Source organism: Pseudomonadota bacterium, assembly GCA_018823285.1.
Taxonomy (GTDB): Bacteria; Desulfobacterota; Desulfobulbia; order Desulfobulbales; family JAGXFP01; genus JAHJIQ01.
The window spans coordinates 1-21,105 of the sequence record JAHJIQ010000025.1 but is presented as its reverse complement, the minus strand read 5'-3'; the positions used below and the strand labels follow the sequence as shown (position 1 = coordinate 21,105).

The window sequence follows — 21,105 nt, the reverse complement described above, 5'->3', positions numbered from 1 at the left end:
CCTTTTGGGCGAGGGATTGGCCCCTCCTGTTCCGGAATCGGCTATTTTGTGTAGGGTTTCAGTTCAAAGATCTTTTTATGCGGATCGACCTGGATGTGATAATAGCGATTCTGCGGCATGTAGATATATGGCACTTCTTCTCGGGGTCGGAAGACAAAGTCTGAAAGGATCATCCGGTTGACCGCCCGGTGGCCGACGATCATGATGTTGTCGTCGTAATTGTTTAAATAGAAAACCTTCTGCAGCCCCCGGTGGATGCGCTCCTCCATGGCGGCGTAGCTCTCCCCTTCCGGATAGGCGTAATCGTATTTGTTGTGTTTCCGGGTGGCGGCAACTTCCGGCATCTGTTCCTGAATTTCCCCATAGGTCATGCCGTCGCAGATTCCGGCGTAGATTTCGTTGAATTCCGGGAGGGCAATGAGCGAGCAATGCTCCTGCTTTGCCGCTATCGGCGCGGCGGTCTGCAGGGTGCGCTTGTAATTGCTGGTAAAAATGATCGGGATCCGTTCACCGGCGAAATATTCCGCCAGCCCGTTGGCCTGGGCCAGCCCGTTTTCGGTAAGATCCGAATCGCCGCCGATCCGGTCCTCCTGGTTGAAATAGGTTTCCCCGTGCCGGACCAGAAAGAGATTGCGGACGATCCGGGTGGTGATGAGGTCGCGGATCCGGTCATAATAGGGGATCAGGTCGGTCAATTGCTCCTGCAGGATATATCCCTCAAAAGAATCCACCAGAATAAAATTTCGCTCTTCACACAACGGCTCATAAATACTTTCGTAAAATTCTATCCGCCTCTGAAAACTGTCCAGGGCCTGCTCGCGGCTCAAATGGCTGAACTCCTTTAAAAAGGCCTTGCGTTCAAGATTTGCTTCCAGAGCCTCTTCATCGGTATTCATGCACTCGATCAGCAGAACCGGAAAATCAGGGAATATCTGTTGAATCAATTTCCGCCGCCGGCAGGTGACATTGGCGGCATCGATAATGGCGACCTCGCCATCTCCTTTTAAAAACTCCAGGGCCAGATCCAGATTAATGCGGGCACAATGGTCCCTGAATTTTACCCCTTCCGGGTTGTCGGGAGAAAACACCTCCGGGGCGGACGAATTTTTTGGGGACAGTTGTCGCCGGACATCGCCGTTATTAAAGATCCGGACCTGGACGTCATCACGTTTCAGGGTCCCGGCTATCTTTCGGGCCATAGTGGATTTACCCCGGGCGGGTAAGCCAGCCATGGCGATGACCAGTTTGTTTTTCATTTGCTTTCTGTTTCCGGTGAAATAGGTATTCGTTCAGGGGTCATGACCAAAGTTATCATATCACAGCCTCATCCCTGTTTACACCCTTCTCGTATATAACCGTAATTCCGTTCACCCTGAGCCTGTCGAAGGGTCAACGGCTGATGAGATGAGATGGCAATCTTGATTGTCGGTGAAACGACCGGCATGCGCATCGGGAGGAACAAAAAAAGGCCCGCTGGTTTCCCATCAGGCCTGTTCAGTACTGCAGATAGACACCCTGCCCCGCCGGAGTGGGTCACGACCAGCACCGGCAGAGCAGGGATCTGGAGGTTTTATTAATGAACGATCAACACCGGGCACTCCGCATAACCGATCGTTCTTTCGGTCACGCTGCCCATCAACATCCTGCTCAGTCCTTTCCGGCCCATGGAACCCATGATGATCAGTTCCGCACCCTGCTGGGCCGCCTGTCTGGTAATGGCCTCATGGAGCTCACCTTCGCGGACCACCGGAGTCATCCGGACCCCGACTGCCTGCGCTTCCGCAGCAAGTTTGTCCAGCCGCTCCCGGGCCTTTTTTACCATCCCGTCGATCATTTCATGGGCCAGGGCCAGGAATTCATCGTTGGTGTAGACCACGGAGATGGCGGTCAGTTCCGAGTCGTATTCCTTTGCCAGATTCAGGGCCTTGGCGGTGGCGTTGGCGGTCTTTTCCCCGCCATCGGTAGCGAGCAGGAGGTTTTTCCAGCGCAGGGCGGCATGTTCCGGGACCACCAGTACGTCACGGGTGGTATGGCCGATAACCCGGGCGGTCACACTGCCCATCAGTTCCCGTTCGAGAGGGCTCAAGCCCTTGCGACCCATGACGATCAGGTCGCAGTTCTCATCCTCGGCCACATGAACGATCCGGTCAAAGGGCTCGCCTTGTTCCAGGTTGGTCAGGATATGAAAATCCCCGTCATCGGCAATCTGTTGCGCCTCGGCCAGAAGATTGCGGCCCGGTCCCTCGATGGTTTCCCGGATGTTGCTTACTCCGACCAGTTCGAGATCACCCTGATAGTCAGGAAGAACGGCGATCACCTTGATCCAGCTTTTTGAGGCCTTGGCCATCTGACTGGCGATGGCCAAGGCGTTCCGTGCGGACTTGGAGCCGTCGTAGGCAACCAGAATCTTGCGATATTTAGCCATGGCTGACCGCCGTCTCCACGATCTGTTTCTTCTCAGCCCGGTCTTTCATCATGCCGTAAGTCATGGCTATTGAGATGATAATGCCGGAGGTGCCGAGAGCGGCAACCAGGGCCCAGAAGCTGACACTGTTCAGGACGGAAGCGAGGCCGTGATCCAGAGGAGCACTCCAGCCGATATCGGCCAGGTAGCCGGGGATCTTGGCGCCGCGGCTGACTGCGACGATCAGCATGGTGGCGGCCATGACGATCTTGATCATGTAGTCTTTCACATAGGTGGTGCCAAGGGCGCCGAGCTGCACGCCGATCAGGGAAGCGGAGAGGATCAGCAAGGTCATCCGGATGTCGATCAGACCGGAGAGACCCCACTGGATGGAACCCCAGGCGCCCATCACAAAGGCGATGCCGAGCTCGGTGGCTGAAGCGACCACGGCGGATGCGCCGATCACGTAAATCATGCCGGGAACGCCGATGAAACCGCCGACCGCGATGGTGGCGGCCAGCATGCCGGTGAGGAGGCCTACGGGCACGGTGATCCAGGCGGAGATCCGGACCTTGGCAACCTTGAAGTTCATCATCGGCCACAACTCGATTTTCTGCATCTTCAGGGCAAGCGGAGAGACCTGATGTCCCTCGTCGCTGTCGCCCTTCTTGGAAAGCTTGTAGGCATCGTAACAAACATAACCGCCGACGAACACCAGCACGATAACAAAAATCACGCTGACGTAGAGGTTTGAACCGGCGTTGCCCCAGTGGCTGAGGATATACTTCTGGATCTTGATCCCGATCTGGACGCCGATGATCGCGGTGGCGGCCATGACGGCGGCAAGTTTCAGGTCGACCTGGCCGTACTTGAACCGCTTGTAGGTTCCGACCATCGCCTTGGGGAATTTATGGCACATGTTGCTCGCGACCGCTACTGCGCCGGGCGCGCCGAGCGACATCATGGCCGGGGTCATGACGAAGGCGCCGCCGGAACCGATGAAGCCGGAAAGGAGCCCGCCGATCAGACCGACCACGATCAGGGCGACGATTTTACCCACCGTCATGTCCATGAACATGATGGAGATGTCCTTGATTTCTCCGGGGGCGCCTTCCTTGTTGAGGCTGACCATCGCCTTCTTGTTGATCCGGACATCCTCGGCCTGCATTTCGGGACCAAGGACCAGGGTCATTATTTCCCCGTTCGGGTCCTTCTTGAAGATGGCGGTGCGGGTTGCCGCATCGACTTCAGTGAAGATTCCCTTCAGGATATCTTTGGAAGGACCGGCACCGCCTGCGGCCAGGGCGGATGAGGCGAGGATCGGGCCCAGGAAAACTGCGACCATAATTGCGATCAGAAATTTTTTCATGATGACGTATACTCCTCCGAGTAATAAATGTTTTTGTTAAATTATTTCTTCTTGGCTTCCAGACCCAGAACGCTCAGCAGGTTGCTGCCGAATGCGCCGTGGATGAAAGAGAAAAACAGGGCGGTGCCGATCGGCCAGGCCGCATACACTCCGCCGCGGGTGAAGATGTCGGTCACCAGTTTTTCGTTGGAGAATACATAGAGGTATGCCGACAGTGAAATGATGCCGAAGATCACCGTTTGTAAATAAGGCTTCCTGGCATGGGGAGCGGTGACCGGATCTTTTTTCGCGGACTTGCTTTCCGCCAGCATCTCCCTGGCGGTTTCATGCTCACCGGCTTCAGCAAAAGTTGCCGCCATCGCATGTTTGTCAAAATTGGTAATAGCCATTTTATAACTCCTTCTGATTGTTGATAATGAATATAAGTAAAGCTCACGCTTTCTGATAACCACTGTAAACGAGGACCGGGCAGCTCAGATCCTGAAACCATTCGCCGATACTTCTGCCGTCACGTTTCGGCAGACTGGTTTCATCGGCATGCGAGGGTGAGACCACCACACACATGACCTGCCGCCGTTCGGCCACATAATCAAGGATTTCCCTGACCAGTCCGCGGTCACTGCAGACCGGTTGATAAGCGACGCCGAGGGACGCCATCTTTTCATTGAAGGCGGCAAAGGCCGGGTCGCTCTCCAGGGGTGAAACAGTTTTATTTTTCCGGGCGCAGAAGGTGGGCGGCACCACATGAAAAATCTCCAGACCGCCGCCCATCCTCTCGCAGAGATTCAGGGCATAGTTGACGATCTTCAGATCCGGCTCCAGATGGTCGGTGCCGAGCAACACCTTCTTGTGGGCGGTCTTGAAATCCTGCAGCAATTGCCGGGCGGTTTCATGCTCTCCGGCTTCAGCAAATGCTGCTGCCGCCATGGTTTTTTCAAGTTCTTTAAGAAAATTCTGTATTTTGCCCATTGTCTTGTTCTCTTGCTTTGGCTCAATGCTGCGGTGAATTATTTCGCTGCAGCAGGTGGTATTGGTCTCTCAGTTGTTGGCTCCGGCGTGGGCGATGCGCATTTCCCTGGCTTCTTCCGTTTTGCTGTTATTACTGGTATGAGTCGGGGTTACGGTGCTGGTCAGAGTATTTCTTGCCTCATCCGGACAGTTTGCTTCAGCGAAAGTTACGGCCGTCATGATGCGGTCCAGCCAGTTTAATTTACGGTTCATTGTCTTACCTCCTGATTGATTATCTGTGTTGTTTCAACTCCCAATCCGCAACGCTGCGGCACCTACCCTTAGAGCAACTAGCGTGCCAGGAAACGGAAAGTTTTTATATTCAGTAATTTCAAGCACTTAGCGTTTTGCCTTCAGTCGAGAGATTGTTTCAATATGCAACGCAGAAATCTTCTATATGTTATAAACAACGAAATAACAGTAGTTTAAAAGAATGGTTGCAATAATGAACAGCATGATGCATAATGCAACGTCTTAGTCCTTCAACCATGGTTTGAAATGAAAAATCCCCTGCTGGCTTTCAGCATCAGAAAAAAAATCACTTACGGGTTTGTCCTGCTCCTGGTTTTTATGGTCGGGACCATTGGCCTGACGTATGGGGTGAGCAGCCATATCGAGGGGAAAATCCAGCATCTGGAGCTGATCGACGACCTGTTCGGCAACATTCTGGAGCTGCGGCGCTTTGAAAAGAACTACTTTCTCTACGGCGAGCAGAGCGACTTCAAGGAAGCTCTGGTCTACATCGGTAGGGCCGGAAGCATTCTGCAGAACTATCGTGGAACCCTGGACCGGATTATCCCGATTGACACCCAGATCATGCTGACCGGGAAACTTGCCTCCTACGAACTCCGGTTGCGTGAACTGAACGACCTGTACCAGAGCAATAAGCGGCTGAGTAAAAACAGTGCCCGGTTAAAGGAAACCATCCGGAAGATCGGCAAGGACCTGACCGACAATGCCGAAGAAAACTCCCGCCGGGAGCGGGTGGCAGTCCGCGATCTTCTCCAGACGGTCAGGAAAATCCTGGTGGCCGCAGCGATTTTTCTGCTGTTCATGTCTTTCGGGATCGCCACTCTCCTTGGACAACGGGTGGTCAACTCGCTGAAGCTCCTGGAGCGATATGCCGAGAAAATTTCCAAGGAGGACTTTGAAGAGATCCGCTCCACTTCCATGGAAGAGGAAATCCGGTCGGTGCTGAATGCCTTCAACCGCATGTCGCGGATTTTGAAAATCCGCCAGCACCAGCTGGTCCAGTCTGAAAAACTGGCCTCTCTCGGCACCCTGCTTTCCGGGGTGGCCCATGAGTTGAACAATCCGCTGTCCAACATCTCGACCTCGGCCCAGATTCTGGCGGAGGAGATTGATCATGCGGATAAAAACTACAAGAAGGAGCTGCTGGATCAGATCGAGGAGCAGTCGGACAAGGCCCGGGATATTGTCCGCACCCTGCTTGAGTTTTCCAGGGTCCGCGAATATCACCCCGGTGAGGTCAACCTGAAAAAACTGTTCGAGGACACCATTGTCCTGATCCGGGGCCAGGTCCCCACGGACGTGGTGATCTCACTGGATTGTCCGGAGGATCTGATTATTGAAGTGGACAAGCAGAAATTGCAGCAGGTGTTCTTGAACCTCCTGAAAAACGGCATCGATGCCATGGGCCGGAGCGGGAAGCTCTGGATCTCCGCCCACCTGCTTGGCGACCACGAATCGGCCGAGGAACTCGAAATAATGATTGAGGACAATGGTCCCGGGATTGAGCCCGAGAATCTGAAGAAAATATTCGATCCCTTTTTCTCCACCAAGGATGTCGGCCATGGTTCCGGACTTGGCCTCTATATAACCCACGATATCGTGGAAAGACACGGCGGGCGGATCAACGTCAACAGCCAGGTAAATCAGGGCACCACCTTTACGATCTGGCTGCCCCGAAAACAGGTAAAAATACATGAGTGACATTTACGAACTGCTCATCATCGATGATGAAAATATCGCTTTGAAGAACCTCTCCCATATCCTGAAAGGTGAGGGGTATGAAGTGGTTGCCATCCAGAGCAGCACCGAAGCCATGGAGCTGCTGAAAGAAAAGGAATTCGATCTGGTGCTGACCGACCTCAAGATGGAAAAGATTGACGGGATGGACATCCTGAATTTCGTCAGAGAACATCATCCGGATACCGAGGTGATCATGATTACCGGCTACGCCACGGTCGATTCGGCCATCGGCGCCATGAAGGCCGGGGCCTATCATTATATAGCCAAGCCGTACAAGATTGATGAAGTCCGCAAGGTCGTGAAGGAGGCGCTTGAAAAGCAGCGCCTGAAAAGGGAGAATCGCCAGCTTCGGGAACAGTTGAAAACTTTCAAGGCGGGCGCCGATCTGATCACCAACGACTCCCGGATGAAGAAGCTGCTCGATTCGGCCCGGCAGGTGGCGACCACCGACAGCAACGTCATGCTGACCGGCGAATCGGGGACCGGCAAGGAGCTGATGGCCCGTTTTATTCATAAGTGCAGCAGGCGCAGTGGGGGGCCGCTGCTTTCCATAAACTGTGGAGCTTTTACGGAAGAATTGCTGACCAACGAGATGTTCGGCCATGAAAAAGGGGCTTTTACCGGGGCCCATGAAAGTAAAAAAGGGTTGATTGAAATGGCCGACGGGGGGACCCTGTTTCTCGACGAAGTGACGGAGATGTCAACCGCCATGCAGGTTAAACTGCTGCGAGCCATCCAGGAAAAAGAGGTGTTGCGTGTCGGAGGAACAACACCGATCAAGGTTGACGTGCGCTTTGTTGCCGCGACCAATCGCAAACTTCAAGGCGAGGTTGCCACCGGTCGTTTCCGGCAGGACCTTTATTACCGGCTGAACGTGGTTTCCCTGCGGATACCGCCGCTGGCGGAACGAAAAAACGATATTCCCCTCCTGATCCAGCATTTCATCAGGAAATATTCCTCCCTGATGCAGAAGAATGTTCTGGGGATATCCACGGAAGTGGCTGAAATTCTGATGCATTATGATTTTCCGGGAAATGTCCGGGAGCTTGAGAACATCATTGAACGGGGGATCGCCCTGTCTGCCTCTGAACAGATTGAAGTTGCTCACCTGCCGGAAGATCTGCAGGAGATGACCCTGCTGACTTTCCGCCATAAAAGCGGGGCCATGCCCTCCCTTGCCGACCAGGAAAAGGCCTATATTGAGTGGGTCCTGAATGAAACCGGGAACAACAAGAGTGAAGCGGCTGGTATTCTCGGCATCGACCGGGTCTCCCTGTGGCGCAAACTCAAAAAATTCGGGCTGGAATAGCGGCTTGGCTTTGGCGGTTCTCAGGGAAGAAAAACGGCAATCGCAAGCAGCAGACAAAGGGTGAGTGCGGAATAGAGCAGGTAAATGCCGATCACACCCTGATGGACGCTGCGCCGGATGCCGGTGGCCAGGCCGGCGAATTTCCGCGTGAACCGGGCCAGGAAAAGATCAAGGACCGGATCAGGGGTGTGGCTTTTGAATGCGGCGGGGGTGGAAAATATTCCGGTCGCTTTTTTTTCGAAAAATTCGGTCTGAAGCGCCCAATGAAAAAATGACGCGATCATTTCCGCGAAGGATGAGGTGGTGTACTGGGCCCGCGGGATTTCTCCTCCGTAGCCGCAGCCCCAGGTCGGGACTTCATTGTCGGGCGATCGTTGCCGCCGGGTCAGCAGATAAACCGGAAGCAGAAGGGCCAGAAAGAACGCGGCTGAAAAGGTTATCGCGCGGGCGGGGGCCAGGCTGCCGAAAACATGTGTGATCTCTACCCCGTTCGCTGTCCATAAGGCGAGCGCGCCGGCGAGCAGCGGTCTGGTGGTTTCCGGCAGGATGCCTATCCAGAAACAGCAGGCGAGAAGCAGTCCCATACCGATGAGCATGGCGGGCGGCGCCTCATGGCCCAAAGCATGCGCGGAGCGGCTTCTGCCCAGAAAGGAGAGCCCGAAGACTTTGGCGAAACAGAGGAGCGCCAGCCCGCCGATCAGCGCCAGGGCCGGAATGGCCAGCAGGATGAAGTGCAGCTCTCCGGTCCGGTCGACTCCGCCCTGCAGGAGACCCAGGAAGATAAACCATTCACTGACGAAACCGTTCAGCGGCGGCAGACCGCAGATCGCCACCGCCCCTCCCAGAAAGAAAAACCCGGTCAGCGGCATGGTTCTCAGCAGCCCGCCGAACCCGGACATCTCCCTGCCGCCCATGGCCTGGACCACCGATCCGGCCGAGAGGAAGAGCAGACCTTTGAAAAGACCGTGATTGACCACATGCAGCAGCGCCCCGGCCAAGCCGAGAGCGGCGAGGGCCGGCAGGCCGTGGCTCTTGCCGAGCATCGCCGTTCCGACCCCCAGCAGGATGATGCCGATGTTCTCGATGCTGTGATAGGCGAGCAGTTTTTTGATATCGTGCTGGGCAATGGCGAAGACCACGCCTAAGATTCCGGAGAGAATGCCCAGTCCAAGCACTGTCCAGCCCCACCAGGCGGGCAACGACTGAAAGAGGCTGACCACCCGCAGGATGCCGTAGATGCCGGTTTTGATCATCACCCCCGACATCAGGGCCGAGACATGGCTGGGGGCGGCGGCATGGGCGCCGGGCAGCCAGATATGAAGCGGCATGATTCCCGCCTTGAAGCCGAACCCGATCAGGGTCAGGAGAAAAAGGATCGCGCTGCCGCCGACCAGGGTGCCGGCGGCCGGCAGACCGACAAGACAGCTCTTTTCGCCGAGCAGGGCGAAGAGGCCGAAGAGGGCCAGGGTTCCGGTGTGGGTCGCGATCAGGTAGACATATCCGGCCCGGAAATTCTCTTCTTGCTGCTGTTCGGTGATCACCAGGAAGTAGCCGGCCAGGGCCATGATCTCCCAGGAAATCAGGAAAACCACCCCGTTATCGGCGGCGAGCACCAGGGCGATGGCGGCGGTCAGGATCGGGTAGAAGGTTCGGATCCAGGCGTTGCCGGACGCGTCTTTTGCCTGCGGCCAGTAACCGCTGCCGTAGAGAAGACCGGTTCCGGCAATGACAAAGGCGGGCAGCAGAAAAACCCCGGCCAGCCCGTCGATCCGCAGGGCGAAAAAACCGTTAATTGACGGCCAGGCAAGGGCCAGGGTTGCCGGTTCGGGGCGGCCGAGACAGAGCACCGTGGCCGCCGCTCCCAGCAGTGTTCCGCCCAGGCCGAGAAACAGGGAGAGACGGTCCGGGAGCACCGATCCGGAGCGGCCGAGAGGAGCAAGAATACCGGAAAGAAGGAGAAGGCATATGGCGGCGATGAAGAGAGGCATCCGTCTTTCCTTTACCCGTACGGTGGTGTGAAAACGGCGGAGTCGGCAGGCATCGGATCACCGCTTGTCCAGCAGACGCAGCAAGGCGTCCAGGGTGGTGTAGGGATGGGGCGGGCAGCCGGGAATATAGAGGTCGACCGGCAGGATCCCCTCGATGCCGTCGTGGCTTTCGGCGGCGCCGGCAAACGGGCCGCCGCTGAGCGCGCAGGCCCCGGCGGCGATCACCAGTTTCGGCGGCGCGATCGCCTCGTAGGTGGCGAGCAGGGCCGAATGCATGTTTCTGGTCACCGGTCCGGTCACCAGCAGGCCGTCGGCGTGGCGGGGCGAGGCCACGAACTGAATGCCGAAGCGACCCAGATCGAAGACCAGGGTTCCCAGCACATTGATATCCGCCTCGCAGCCGTTGCAGCCCCCGGCCGAGACCTGCCGCAGTTTCAGGGAGCCTTTGAACAGGGAGAGCATCTGCCGCTCAAGTTTTTGCGCCAGGGCGTATTCGACGCCGTCATAAAACAGGTCCCGGCGGTGGCTGGCCGCAAGCCGGTAATCATTGCCGAAGGTGATCGCCCCGTGCGGGCAGACCGGGCAGTCGGCACAGAAAAGACAGCGACCGAGGTCGATCCGGATCCTGCCTTCCGGACGGGTGACCGCGCCGAAAGGGCAGCGTTCTTCACAGCCCGCGCAGCCGACCGGACATTTTTCCCGGGCGATGACCGGCAGCCCCCGGAAACGCGCGGGCAGCACCGGCTCGACCCCGGGGAAGGGGGCGGTCCGGTAACCCTGTCTGATTCGTTCACGTATGACGCGCAGCATATTCTATCCTGTTCTCAACTCTCACATCGTATTAATGGAGCTCGGTCGGCAGATTTTACTGCAACCAGGGCTTTGAGACACAAAGTTTTTTAAACTATTTCTGGTTTCATTTCCCTGCGGCTCGAAGTCTCATTCCATTTTCTTTCTGCCGCGTGCAGTCATTCCGGCGAAAGCCGAAATCCAGATCGAACTGGATGCCGGATCAAGTCCGGCATGACGTTTGCTGCCCCGCAGTTCGAACTCTCACGCTGTTCGCAATCTGCTGCCGGATAGTCTTCAATTCTCTTGCTGTTCACCTTTTTGCGACGTCATCACAGATCAAAACCGCAGTAAGACAGGTTAAAGCTCTTGTTACAGAGTGGAAAATCGGAAATCTGTTCGTCCCGCAGCGCCATCGCCAGTCCGCTCCAGTTCAGGAAAGACGGATCGACCACCTTGTAGCACCGGAAGCGCCCTGCCCCGTCGGTCAGGGCGGCATGGGTCACCGCTCCCCGCCATCCTTCAACCATGGCGACGCCAAGGGAATCGGGGGCCGGAGGTGCGAGCGGATGACTGAGTTCCCCTGCGGGCAGGGAGGTGAGCCGCTTTTTCAGAAAGCTTAAAGAATGCTCGATTTCCCGCTGGCGTACCCTGGCCCGGGCCATGACATCGCCGTCGTTTTCCAGGATCGGCGGGATTTCTTCGGTTCCATACCACAGGGGGTTTCCCGGTTCTCTCCGGCTGTCGCAGTCGATCCCGCACGCCCGGCCGGCGACCCCGGTGAGTCCGAGCGTGGCGCCGTCGGCCGGGGTCACCCGGCCCGTCCCTTCCAGACGGGCCAATACCGATGGCGTTTCAAAAAAGAGGTGCAGCGCTCCGCGGGTGTGTTCCGCCACCATTTCCAGGCTGGCGACCATCTTGTCGGCCAGTGCCGGTTCGATGTGGAAGAGAACGCTGCCCGGGCGGATCAGTCCCCGGCCGAACCTGCTGCCGCAAATCCCGGCCGTCAGGTTCAGATAGTCGCCCCGCAGGCGGCCGCAGAAGGAGGAGGTCGGCAGAAAGCCGATATCACCCGCCAGGGCGCCGATATCTCCGACATGATTGGCGAGCCGCTCAAGCTCAAGGGCGATGGCCCGGATCGCTATGGCCCGCGGCGGGGCCTGGATGCCGGAGAGCCCTTCAAGCACCGAGGCGTAGGCGCTCATGTGGCCGATGGAGGTGTCGCCGGCCATGGTTTCGATCCGGTACGGGGTCTGCGGGTCGGGACCGCCGAGCAGCATCCGCTCGATGCCCCGGTGCTGGTAACCGAGGGAGATCTCCAGGTGGAGAACCCTTTCCCCGTAGCATTGAAAACGGAAATGGCCCGGTTCGATGATCCCGGCGTGGACGGGCCCCACCCCGACCTCGTGAATCTCCTCACCCTCGACCCGGAAATAGTCGATATCACCCACCTGCGGATGTTTGTCCGCCGGGCGGTTCCAGGCGTCATGGCCGGTCCGGGAGGCATGAAAGCGCACCGGTTTGAACCACGGGTGTCCGGCAAAGGGGATGCCATACTGTTCGGCGATCTCCCGTTCAAAGAGATGGAGCTGCTGGCAGAGCGGGGTGAGAGACTGCTGCGGTCCTTCGATCCTGGCGCGGGAAACGGTCAGAGGCTTCCCGGGCCCGGCCGTAAGCACACCATAGATAAAAAGCCCGGCGCCATCGTTTTCCCGGTCTGCGAAGAAGGCGGCCAGACGTCCGCCCGCCTGCAGCTGTTCATGGATCGTCCGGCCCAGTTCTTGATAAGTGAGGAGCGGCAGGTCGGCCAGTGCAATCCGTCCCCCGTTGGCAATCGGGACCAGGTTCATGGGGTCACCTCCAGCAGGGCGGCCGCATCGCGGAAGAGGAGACGCAGGGGTTCCGGCAGATAGAGGCCAAGGATCAGGACCAGCCCCAAGAGGAGCAGCGGGCTGATCACGGTCATGAAGGATTCGCGGATCGCTTCGGGGTTTTCCGCCTCTTCCATGGGCGGACCCAGGACCACGGTCAGCACCGTGTGGCTCATGCCGATGAAGATGATGGTCAACAGGGCGATGAAGGTGAGCCCGAGTGCGTGGTGACCTCCCCCGAAAATGGCCCGGAGAATGGTGAATTCGCTCATGAACGGGCCGAACGGCGGGGAGCCGGCGATGGCCAGAAACCCAGCCAGGAAAAGACCGGCCGACCAGGGCAGGACCGCGATCGCGCCCTGGGTCTCGCACATCCGCTTGCTGCCGAAATAGCGGTGGATATTGCCGACGCTCATGAACAGAGAACCCTTGGTCAGGGCGTTGTTCAGGACATGGAACATCGCGCCGTAAGTCGCGAGCCCCCCCATGGCGAGGCCGATGGCCAGGATCCCCATGTGCTCGACGCTGGAATAGGCGAGCATCCGTTTGATATCGCGCTGGCGGATGACAAAGATCGCGGCGAAGATAAGGGACAGCACTCCCAGGGCCAGCAGGAACTTGTGGGCCATGACCTGTTCCCCTGCGGCGATCATGATCTGCATGCTACGCATGACGGCGAGAAAGGCGACCGAGGTGAGCCCTCCGGCCAGCAGTCCGCCGACCAGGCCGGGCGCCTCGCCATAGGCGTCCGGTTTCCAGGTATGGAGCGGGGCCAGGCCCATCTTGGTGCCGAAGCCGATCAAGAGAAAGACAAAACCGGCCCGGAGCCAGGGGCGGGAGAGCTGACCGGCTCCGGCCAGCAGATGGTCGAGTTCCAGTCCCTGCTCACCACCGACCGCCAGCCCGGCATAGGCGATGAAGAGCAGGCCGAGCATGGCCAGCGCGATGCCGACGGAACAGAGCAGCAGATATTTCCAGGTCGCCTCGATCGAAAAACGGTTGCGGTTGAAATAGATCAGCGGCGCGCTGACCACGGTGGTCGCTTCCACCGCCACCCAGAGCAGGCCGAGGTGGCGCGCTGCTGCGGCCAGGCTCATGGCGCCGAGAAAAATCAGCAGGCAGACGGTGAACCCCCGGTTGTTCCAGGTCGGATGGGTGCGGAAGTAACCTACCGCGTAAAGCGATGAGGCGGCAAAGAGCAGGCTCACCACCAGCAGGATCAGGCGGCCCAGGGCATCCAGGCCGAGCAAGCCCGTGACCGGACCCGGGACCGGCCAGAGGGCAAGCTTGAGGGCGAGCCCCAGATGGATCAGGGAGGTGGCCGGGATCAGCAATGGCCGCAGGCGCTCCGAAGGGATCAGGGCGGCCGGCAGGGCCATGGCCAGAGGAAGCAGGATCAAGGTATGAAGGGCCATGTCGTTCATTCTTTCAGCAGGCAGAGGTGTTCGGTGTCGGTGGATGAAAATTCCCGGTTGATATGGTTCATGACGATTCCCATGACGAAGATGGCGACCAGCATGTCGAGCAGCACACCCGCCTCGACCAGGAGCGGCATGGCCTCGGCCAGCAGGATGCCGAAGATGAAGATCCCGTTTTCAAAGATCAGGTAGCCCAGAACCTGGGTGATCGCCTTGCGCCGGGTGATCAGCATCAGGAAACCGGCCCCCAGAGTGGAAAAGGCGGCCGGAATGAAGAGCGAATGCTGGTGCTCGGGCAGAAGCGGCAGCCGATCGGCGAAGATAAAGGCGCCGGCCGTGGTCAGGGCGCCCAGCATCAGGGTCATGATGTAACCGATCCGCGGTTCGATCTCCCGCCGGATCATGACCTGGCGGATGGCCCGGAGAAGCAGCCAGGGAATCACCCCGCCCTTGATGCACATCGCCCCGAGCATCAGCGTCAGCGAATTGAAGTTCGGGCCATGGACCAGCGGCGAGAGAACGGCCAGAAGTGCGCCCTGCACGGCAACAACCCGGATGCAGGCGCCGAGCCGACTGCTGCCGAGGATGAAAAAATTGAGCAGGATCACGGTCAGGAGGATAAAGGTCGCAAGATCGTTCATCCGTCACCTCAATAACAGGATAAGTGAGAAGAAGGAAAGAAGCGTCGTGCCGACGAGAAGCTGCGGCACCCGGATCAGCCGGAGTCGCGCCATGACCGATTCCACCAGGCCGACGCCGACGGCCAGAACCAGGAGCCCGGCCACAAACGCGACCCCGTCCAGCAAGGGACTGCCGAACGGAGGCAGGAGGAGATCGAGGATCAGGGTTGCGAAAACCATGAGTTTCATGGCGCTTCCGTAGAGAATGAGACCGAGATCCGGCCCGCTGTGGTCGAGCACCATCACCTCATGGATCATGGTCAATTCCAGGTGGGTGTTGGGATCGTCAAAGGGGATCCGGCAGTTTTCAACCAGAAGCACCACGAACAGACAGCAGGCGATCAGGGCCAGCGCCATGGCCGCAGGTCCGGCAAGCGGGGTGGCGACCGGAGGGTGCAGCATCCCGTTCAGGCTGAAATCACCGGAGACTCTGACCAGGACGGTGAAAGCGACCAGAATCGTGGGTTCCACCAGCACCGAAAAGGTCGCTTCACGGGCCGCGCCCATCCCCTCGAAACTCGACCCGGTGTCGAGGGCGGCAAGAATGATAAAGAAGCGGGCGAGTCCCATCAGGTAGACAAAGAGAATGAGGTCCCCGGGAAAGGAGAAGAGCGCCGGCATGGCGCCGAAAGGAAGCAGCAGCGCCGCAAGCACCGGGACCACGAAACCGACCAGGGGACCGGCCCGGAAAAGCCAGGTGGTGGTCCTGCTGAGCACCATTTCCTTTTGGAAAAGTTTCCAGAGGTCCCGATAGAGCTGCAGGAAAGGCTGGCCCCGGCGGCCGGCGATCAGGGCCTTGGTCCTGGCAATGACCCCGGGGAGCAGCGGCGAAAGAGCGAAGAGCAGAAGGAGGTGGAAAAGTGCTGAGGCAAGCATCGCGGTCACCGGCTCCGTTACGAGAGAAAATAGTTCCAGCCAAGCAGGAGGAGCGTGGCCAGAAAGATATAGGTCAGGTAGATGTTCATCCGGCCGGCCTGCAGACGGCGACAGGAACTGGCGAGATTCCCGGCCTGCCTGAAGAGGGGCGCAAACCAGCGGTCAAGCACCGGATCGATGAGCTGCGGCCGGAAACGCTGGATGGACACGAACAGCGCGCTGCTGATGGCGGAAGTTGCGAGCGGCCGGAGAAAGGAGGTGTAGAGTGTGTCCTGGGCGAGCTGGCCATAGCTGCCGGCCGTATAGGCCATGGTTGGCGAGGGTCTGTTGTAGCCGCAGCCCCAGGTTCCGGGCATATTCTCCTTGCTCCGACTGAGGTGTCGCCAGCCGATGACAAGAACCAGCAGGCCGGCCAGCAGGAGCCCGGCCAGGGTCCAGGCCTGGCCGAAGGGCAGCATGGCGGCAGCGGCAGTCGCGAGGGTCGGCTGATCCGGGGCCAGCACGGTCAGCGGGGCCTCGAGAAGCCGCAGTCCGGCCTGGGGAAAGATGCCGAGCGCCAGGCACAGCGCTGCGGCCGCGCCCATGGCAACACGCATGGCCGGAGCGCTTTCGTGCATCCGGTCCGCCTCGGGGCTTCTCGGTTCACCGCCCAGAACGATGCCGATCATCCTGGTCATGGCGAGCAGGACCAGGCCGCCAACCATCGCGAGCAGCACCGCGAAGAGCATGAAGAGAAAGGCCTGCCCGCCCACGGCATCCCGTCCGGCATGGAAAAGGCCGAGATAGATCAGCAATTCGCCGATCAGGCCGTTCAGGGGCGGCAGGGCGGCTATGGCGGCGGCGCCGATGAGCAGCAAGGTGCCGGTGACCGGCATCCTGCGCAGGACGCCTCCGAGCGTTGACATCTCGCGGCTCCCGGCGGCGTGGACCACGGCGCCCGCCCCCATGAACAGAAGGGATTTGAAGAGCGCGTGGTTCCAGATATGGAGCAGGGAGCCGGCCAGGGCGAAGGTGGCGGCAACCTCGAAACCGCAACTGCCGCAATAAAGCCAGAGGCCGAGGCCGAAAAAGATGATGCCGATATTTTCCACCGTCGAATAGGCCAGGGTCCGTTTGATATCAACCTGGGTCGCCGCCATGGCGATGCCGAAGAGCGCCCCGGTGATCCCGAGAGAGGCGACCAGGAGCCCGGCCCAGGACGGCAGGGGCGGCAGAAAGGTCAGCATCCGCAGAAAACCGTAGATGGCGACCTTGACCATCACCCCGGACATCAGGGCCGACACATGGCTGGGCGCGGCGGCGTGGGCCTTGGGCAGCCAGCTGTGCAGGGGAAAGAGCCCGGCCTTGGTCCCGAAGCCGATCAGGGCCAGGGCAAAGAAAATCAGGGGTGTGGTCCCGGACAGCTCGCGTAAGATCGTGAAGGAGGCAAAATCAAGGGTCCCGGCCAGCCGATATTCTTCGAAAAAGAAGAAAAAGAGAAAGGCGGTGCCCAGATGGGTGGCCACCAGATAGAACCAGCCGGCTTCGCGGGCCTGCTCCTCCTGCAGGTCGTGGATCACCAGAAAAAATGAGGAAAGAGACATCATCTCCCAGGCGATCATGAAGGTGAGGCTGTCGGCGGCGGTAATGACCAGGGCCATGCTCAAGGCCAGGACGTTGAAGTAAAACCAGGGCCGGGCCGGCAGATGACTTTTGCCGGTGCGGTCAAGATAGCTGCCGCCGTAAAGACCGCCCAGGAGCACAAGCAGGCCGGCGGGCAGCAGGAAGAAGGCGGCGAGGCCGTCGAGGCGGAGGGTGAGGAAAAGATCGCCGCTGTCCCAGAAAAAACCGGCATTTTCAGGCTGCCCGGAAAGGAGCACCGGAAGGGGTGCGGTGAGGCAGAGCCCTCCTCCCAGGAGGCTGCCGGCGGCACCCAGCCAGTGGCCCGTCCGACCGGCACGACCGGCGCAGAGCGGCGCGATGCTGCCGGTCAGCAGCACAACGAGCGCGGTCAGCAAGAGGTTCATGGAGGACATGGGGTCAGTCTTTTGCTCCGGAGAAAGTAGTGGCAGAAGCAGCCGCGGTCCGGGGTTTTTTATCTTCTTTTTTCCCGGAGGGTTGCCTAAGGATCCGCTCTTCGGTGGTCCGGATGCATTCCAGCATTTCCTTGCGCGGCAACTCCTTCATGATCTTGTTGACAAAAGCAGGTTCCATCAGGAGGCGCTGCAGCCGTGTCCGCAGGATGGCCATCTCCTGAATGTTTGCGGGCAAAAGCAGGAAGACGACCCTGGCCGGGACCCCGTCAAGGGCTTTAAAATCAGTGGGCTGTTCAAGATAGGCGAGAATGATGAGTGACTGCTCCATAAAGACCGGATGCTCGTCGCTGGGGGCCATGCAGGCGATGCCGGCCAGTGACGAGGGAACCAGGGCCTCCCGGTCGAGGATCGAGAACTTCAGATTCTTGGTGTTGAAACCGCCGGTGTTGGGCAGAATGGAAAGCAGCTCGTCAAGTGCTTCGTCTCGATTCGCCCCGTGGATCCGGTAGAGAACCGAACCGTTCAGCAGGGCGTTAAAAAGGGTGATCCGGTAGTTGATGCTCTGTCGCGTTGATCCCGCTTCCGATTGGGCCACCAGCCATCTGTCGACGCTGTCGGCCCGGAACCGCCACTGGCCGCCGATTTTGACGGCGAAAGGAAACTGGTTGTCGGTGAGCATCCGGTAGATCGTTTTCTCAGAAACGCCCATGCTTGCGGCCATCTCCTTGACCCCGATGAAAATTCTGTCCACACCTGTCTCCTTTTGTCCAATGATGTCTAATATGACAGGATATACATTTCCCCCCGGAGTCCGTCAACTGTAAACTGAGGTTCGTTCCACCGGGAGTGCAGGCAGCGGCAGGCATACGGGTTGCCGGGAACCTGTCTTGCTGAGGGTTTTTCGGGATATTTCCCGAATGGTGACCCATGCGTAAAAAGTGGTAGCCGTCCAGATTGGCCAACGACAAATCAATGAGTTGGGTGGCGCTGTCCGTCCGGCTCGTCGCTTTTCCAAGGACCGACAACAATTACTGTAAAAAATTCGTGGTGCAGGTATAGTGTTTGCGACACTTTTATTCTGGGCCGCAGTTTGCCATGGAGCCCAGCGGAATACGGCGGGAGTCGGTTCAACTCAAATAACACAGGTCTGAAAACGGCTGTGCTCAGCTGCCGGTTCTGCTTGTGACAGAATCGGCGGGATACAGGTGATGCCGGAGCGGTTCTGTACAGGAAAAATCATCTCGGGAATTATCGGTTATGCGCATCTTGAAAGAAATTTTTGAAAAGAACAAAAAGTGGGCCGGGAGGGTCAAGGAGGGAGATCCTGATTTTTTCAGCAAGCTCTCCAAGCAGCAGGCCCCGGAATTTTTGTGGATCGGCTGCTCCGACAGCCGGGTGCCGGCGAACGAGATTGTTGATATGATGCCGGGGGAGATCTTCGTCCACCGCAACATTGCCAACCTGGTGATCAACACCGACCTGAACTGTCTGTCGGTTCTGCAGTATGCGGTGGAGGTGTTGAAAATCAAGCACATCATCGTCTGCGGCCATTACGGCTGCGGCGGGGTAAAGGCCGCCATGAGCAATCGTGACCTCGGGCTGATCGATAACTGGCTCCGGAACATCAAGGACATTTACCGTCTGCATCGGGAGAGGATTGACCAACTGCAGGATGAAGTGGAAAGGGTCAACCTGCTGTGTGAACTCAACGTCATCGAGCAGGTGGAAAATGTCTGTCATACCACGATAGTCCAGCGGGCGTGGAAATCCGGCCAGGAATTATCGGTCCATGGCTGGATCTACGGCATCGAAGACGGGATTTTAAAGGACCTCAATGTCTGCATGACCGGCCCGGACGATGTTTCCCACACCCACAGACTTGACTAGTGTCGCGTCAAGGATGAACTGTCATAATATTTTTCCGGCATTTTTTGTGCCGGCAAGGCACGTGTTGGGTTGCATAGCAGCGCTATGTAACCCAACAGGTAACGCAGGAGGCGCGAAAAACGACGAGAAAGAAGTGACGGTTCAGAGTTGACGTGACACTAGGAGTTTTGTTGCCGTGAAACAGCATCCTGTGGCCCCCTCTTCCCCGTCTGTAATTCCGAAGTTGAGTGAAGATGACGGTTGATATCGAAAAATTTCTCACGATTCTAGCCGAAGAGGTTCGTGGCTATCAGGTGCCGGTCGTTGATCTGATCGCGGTCCAGACCAATGATCCCTACCGGATCCTGGCGGCGACCATCCTTTCGGCCCGGACCCGGGACGAGGTGACGGCCAAAGCCGCCGCCAAACTCTTTCAGAAAGCGCCCGATCTGCAAAGCCTGGCCCGACTCAACGAAAAAGAGATCGAGAAACTGATCGCACCGGTCGGGTTTTTCCGGAACAAGGCCGGGTATCTCGCCAAATTGCCGGAGGCGTTGGCCTCACAATTCCACGGGGTGATTCCCGACACGGTGGAGGCGCTCTGCACCCTGCCCGGGGTCGGGCGGAAAACCGCCAACCTGGTGGTGGCGGTGGCCTTTAAAAAACCGGCGATCTGTGTCGACACCCATGTCCACCGGATCATGAATATCTGGGGGTATGTGGAGACGAAAACCCCGCTGGAAAGCGAAATGGCCCTGCGGCGAAAACTTCCCGAAAAACACTGGCTGACCGTGAACTCAATCCTGGTCGCCTTCGGACAGGGGACCTGCAAATCGGTGCGGCCCCATTGCGACCGGTGTGTATTGACCGGTGACTGTCCGAAGATCGGGGTCACCCCGCGCAAGATTCAGGGGGGAATAATATCCATGAACAACTCGCTGAAAATGGTGTCCTGGAATGTGAACGGGATCAGGGCCATCGAAAAGAAAGGGTTTGTCGATCTGGTCAATGAGTTTGCCTGCGATATCCTGGCCCTGCAGGAGATCAAGGCGCAGCCGGAGCAGCTTTCCGAGGACCTGTTAAAGCTTGACGGCTACCGGGCATACTGGCACCCGGCCGAAAAGAAGGGCTATGCCGGAGTCTGCACCTACAGCCGTCTGGAACCGATGAAGGTGCTCTACGGCATCGGGGTTGATGAGTTTGACCGTGAAGGTCGGGTGCTGACCCTGGAGTTTCCTGATTTTTTCTTTGTGAATGGGTATTTCCCGAATGCCCAGCATGGCCTCGCCCGGCTTGATTTCAAGCTCGCTTTCAATCGTGAGCTTGGGAATTTTTGCCGGAAGCTTGCCGCCAGAAAAGGGGTGGTTCTCACCGGTGATTACAATGTGGCCCACAAACCCATCGATCTTGCCAACCCCGAGGCCAATGAAAAGAACCCAGGTTTTACCCCGGAAGAACGTGCCTCGATGGATGCGTTTCTCGACAGCGGCTTTGTCGACACCTTCAGGATGTTCAACGAG

18 protein-coding genes are annotated in these 21,105 nt (G+C 58.2%); 4 read left to right on the top strand and 14 right to left on the bottom strand.

What is annotated here, in order from left to right; genetic code table 11:
* Positions 1 to 41 precede the first annotated feature (41 nt).
* The 6 genes from KKG35_07000 to KKG35_06975 all read right to left on the bottom strand — a co-directional run bounded on the left by KKG35_07000 (position 42) and on the right by KKG35_06975 (position 4,994).
* Entirely contained in the window at positions 42 to 1,256 is a 1,215-nt protein-coding gene (locus tag KKG35_07000) for a 6-phosphofructo-2-kinase/fructose-2,6-bisphosphatase (protein ID MBU1737874.1), read from the bottom strand.
* A gap of 317 nt (positions 1,257 to 1,573) precedes the next feature.
* Entirely contained in the window at positions 1,574 to 2,425 is an 852-nt protein-coding gene (locus KKG35_06995) for a universal stress protein (protein ID MBU1737873.1), read from the bottom strand.
* Complete coding sequence (locus tag KKG35_06990; protein MBU1737872.1) at positions 2,418 to 3,536, bottom strand: sulfite exporter TauE/SafE family protein; 1,119 nt, start codon at positions 3,534 to 3,536, stop codon at positions 2,418 to 2,420. Before KKG35_06990 ends, KKG35_06995 begins: the two co-directional genes overlap by 8 nt.
* 278 nt (positions 3,537 to 3,814) lie before the next feature.
* Entirely contained in the window at positions 3,815 to 4,162 is a 348-nt protein-coding gene (locus KKG35_06985) for a hypothetical protein (protein MBU1737871.1), read from the bottom strand.
* A 43-nt stretch (positions 4,163 to 4,205) separates the two neighbouring features.
* Entirely contained in the window at positions 4,206 to 4,742 is a 537-nt protein-coding gene (locus tag KKG35_06980) for a universal stress protein (protein ID MBU1737870.1), read from the bottom strand.
* Between the two features lie 69 nt (positions 4,743 to 4,811).
* On the bottom strand, positions 4,812 to 4,994 hold the full coding sequence (locus KKG35_06975; protein ID MBU1737869.1) for a hypothetical protein: 183 nt from the start codon (positions 4,992 to 4,994) through the stop codon (positions 4,812 to 4,814).
* A 285-nt stretch (positions 4,995 to 5,279) separates the two neighbouring features.
* Here KKG35_06975 and KKG35_06970 point away from each other — a divergent pair, with 285 nt between their 5' ends.
* The gene (locus tag KKG35_06970; protein MBU1737868.1) at positions 5,280 to 6,734 is read left to right on the top strand and encodes a hypothetical protein; all 1,455 of its coding nucleotides are present in this window, start codon (positions 5,280 to 5,282) and stop codon (positions 6,732 to 6,734) included.
* Positions 6,727 to 8,082, top strand: coding sequence for a sigma-54 dependent transcriptional regulator (locus tag KKG35_06965; protein ID MBU1737867.1), 1,356 nt, complete (start codon positions 6,727 to 6,729; stop codon positions 8,080 to 8,082). Before KKG35_06970 ends, KKG35_06965 begins: the two co-directional genes overlap by 8 nt.
* Positions 8,083 to 8,102: 20 nt before the next feature.
* Here KKG35_06965 and KKG35_06960 read toward each other — a convergent pair whose 3' ends face one another.
* The 8 genes from KKG35_06960 to KKG35_06925 all read right to left on the bottom strand — a co-directional run bounded on the left by KKG35_06960 (position 8,103) and on the right by KKG35_06925 (position 18,470).
* Positions 8,103 to 10,070 carry a hydrogenase gene (locus tag KKG35_06960; protein MBU1737866.1) on the bottom strand — a complete coding sequence of 656 codons (1,968 nt, stop codon included), beginning with the start codon at positions 10,068 to 10,070 and terminating at the stop codon, positions 8,103 to 8,105.
* A gap of 57 nt (positions 10,071 to 10,127) precedes the next feature.
* Positions 10,128 to 10,880: a hydrogenase gene (locus KKG35_06955; protein ID MBU1737865.1), complete on the bottom strand. Its 753-nt coding sequence runs from the start codon at positions 10,878 to 10,880 to the stop codon at positions 10,128 to 10,130.
* 311 nt (positions 10,881 to 11,191) lie between these two features.
* Entirely contained in the window at positions 11,192 to 12,709 is a 1,518-nt protein-coding gene (locus KKG35_06950; protein ID MBU1737864.1) for an NADH-quinone oxidoreductase subunit C, read from the bottom strand.
* Complete coding sequence (locus tag KKG35_06945; protein MBU1737863.1) at positions 12,706 to 14,145, bottom strand: hydrogenase; 1,440 nt, start codon at positions 14,143 to 14,145, stop codon at positions 12,706 to 12,708. Before KKG35_06945 ends, KKG35_06950 begins: the two co-directional genes overlap by 4 nt.
* Before the next feature lie 5 nt (positions 14,146 to 14,150).
* Complete coding sequence (locus KKG35_06940) at positions 14,151 to 14,789, bottom strand: hydrogenase (protein ID MBU1737862.1); 639 nt, start codon at positions 14,787 to 14,789, stop codon at positions 14,151 to 14,153.
* A gap of 3 nt (positions 14,790 to 14,792) precedes the next feature.
* A complete protein-coding gene (locus tag KKG35_06935) occupies positions 14,793 to 15,704 on the bottom strand; it encodes an NADH-quinone oxidoreductase subunit H (GenBank protein ID MBU1737861.1) in 912 nt (303 codons plus the stop codon).
* Between the two features lie 17 nt (positions 15,705 to 15,721).
* On the bottom strand, positions 15,722 to 17,719 hold the full coding sequence (locus KKG35_06930; protein MBU1737860.1) for an oxidoreductase: 1,998 nt from the start codon (positions 17,717 to 17,719) through the stop codon (positions 15,722 to 15,724).
* A gap of 4 nt (positions 17,720 to 17,723) precedes the next feature.
* The gene (locus KKG35_06925; GenBank protein ID MBU1737859.1) at positions 17,724 to 18,470 is read right to left on the bottom strand and encodes a helix-turn-helix domain-containing protein; all 747 of its coding nucleotides are present in this window, start codon (positions 18,468 to 18,470) and stop codon (positions 17,724 to 17,726) included.
* 506 nt (positions 18,471 to 18,976) lie between these two features.
* On the opposite strand from KKG35_06925, the gene can reads away from it, so the two are divergent.
* Both can and xth read left to right on the top strand, forming a co-directional pair.
* Positions 18,977 to 19,606 carry a carbonate dehydratase gene (gene can, locus KKG35_06920; protein MBU1737858.1) on the top strand — a complete coding sequence of 210 codons (630 nt, stop codon included), beginning with the start codon at positions 18,977 to 18,979 and terminating at the stop codon, positions 19,604 to 19,606.
* Positions 19,607 to 19,839: 233 nt separating this feature from the next.
* Positions 19,840 to 21,105 (top strand): exodeoxyribonuclease III (gene xth / locus KKG35_06915; protein MBU1737857.1); only part of this gene is annotated, 1,266 nt, incomplete at its 3' end.

Coding starts and splice junctions, on each gene's coding strand:
- KKG35_07000 (MBU1737874.1), bottom strand. CDS start 1,256: ATGAAAAACAAACTGGTCATCGCCATGGCTGGCTTACCCGCCCGGGGT.
- KKG35_06995 (MBU1737873.1), bottom strand. CDS start 2,425: ATGGCTAAATATCGCAAGATTCTGGTTGCCTACGACGGCTCCAAGTCC.
- KKG35_06990 (MBU1737872.1), bottom strand. CDS start 3,536: ATGGTCAGCCTCAACAAGGAAGGCGCCCCCGGAGAAATCAAGGACATC.
- KKG35_06985 (MBU1737871.1), bottom strand. CDS start 4,162: ATGGCTATTACCAATTTTGACAAACATGCGATGGCGGCAACTTTTGCT.
- KKG35_06980 (MBU1737870.1), bottom strand. CDS start 4,742: ATGGGCAAAATACAGAATTTTCTTAAAGAACTTGAAAAAACCATGGCG.
- KKG35_06975 (MBU1737869.1), bottom strand. CDS start 4,994: ATGAACCGTAAATTAAACTGGCTGGACCGCATCATGACGGCCGTAACT.
- KKG35_06970 (MBU1737868.1), top strand. CDS start 5,280: ATGAAAAATCCCCTGCTGGCTTTCAGCATCAGAAAAAAAATCACTTAC.
- KKG35_06965 (MBU1737867.1), top strand. CDS start 6,727: ATGAGTGACATTTACGAACTGCTCATCATCGATGATGAAAATATCGCT.
- KKG35_06960 (MBU1737866.1), bottom strand. CDS start 10,070: ATGCCTCTCTTCATCGCCGCCATATGCCTTCTCCTTCTTTCCGGTATT.
- KKG35_06955 (MBU1737865.1), bottom strand. CDS start 10,880: ATGCTGCGCGTCATACGTGAACGAATCAGACAGGGTTACCGGACCGCC.
- KKG35_06950 (MBU1737864.1), bottom strand. CDS start 12,709: ATGAACCTGGTCCCGATTGCCAACGGGGGACGGATTGCACTGGCCGAC.
- KKG35_06945 (MBU1737863.1), bottom strand. CDS start 14,145: ATGGCCCTTCATACCTTGATCCTGCTTCCTCTGGCCATGGCCCTGCCG.
- KKG35_06940 (MBU1737862.1), bottom strand. CDS start 14,789: ATGAACGATCTTGCGACCTTTATCCTCCTGACCGTGATCCTGCTCAAT.
- KKG35_06935 (MBU1737861.1), bottom strand. CDS start 15,704: ATGCTTGCCTCAGCACTTTTCCACCTCCTTCTGCTCTTCGCTCTTTCG.
- KKG35_06930 (MBU1737860.1), bottom strand. CDS start 17,719: ATGTCCTCCATGAACCTCTTGCTGACCGCGCTCGTTGTGCTGCTGACC.
- can (MBU1737858.1), top strand. CDS start 18,977: ATGCGCATCTTGAAAGAAATTTTTGAAAAGAACAAAAAGTGGGCCGGG.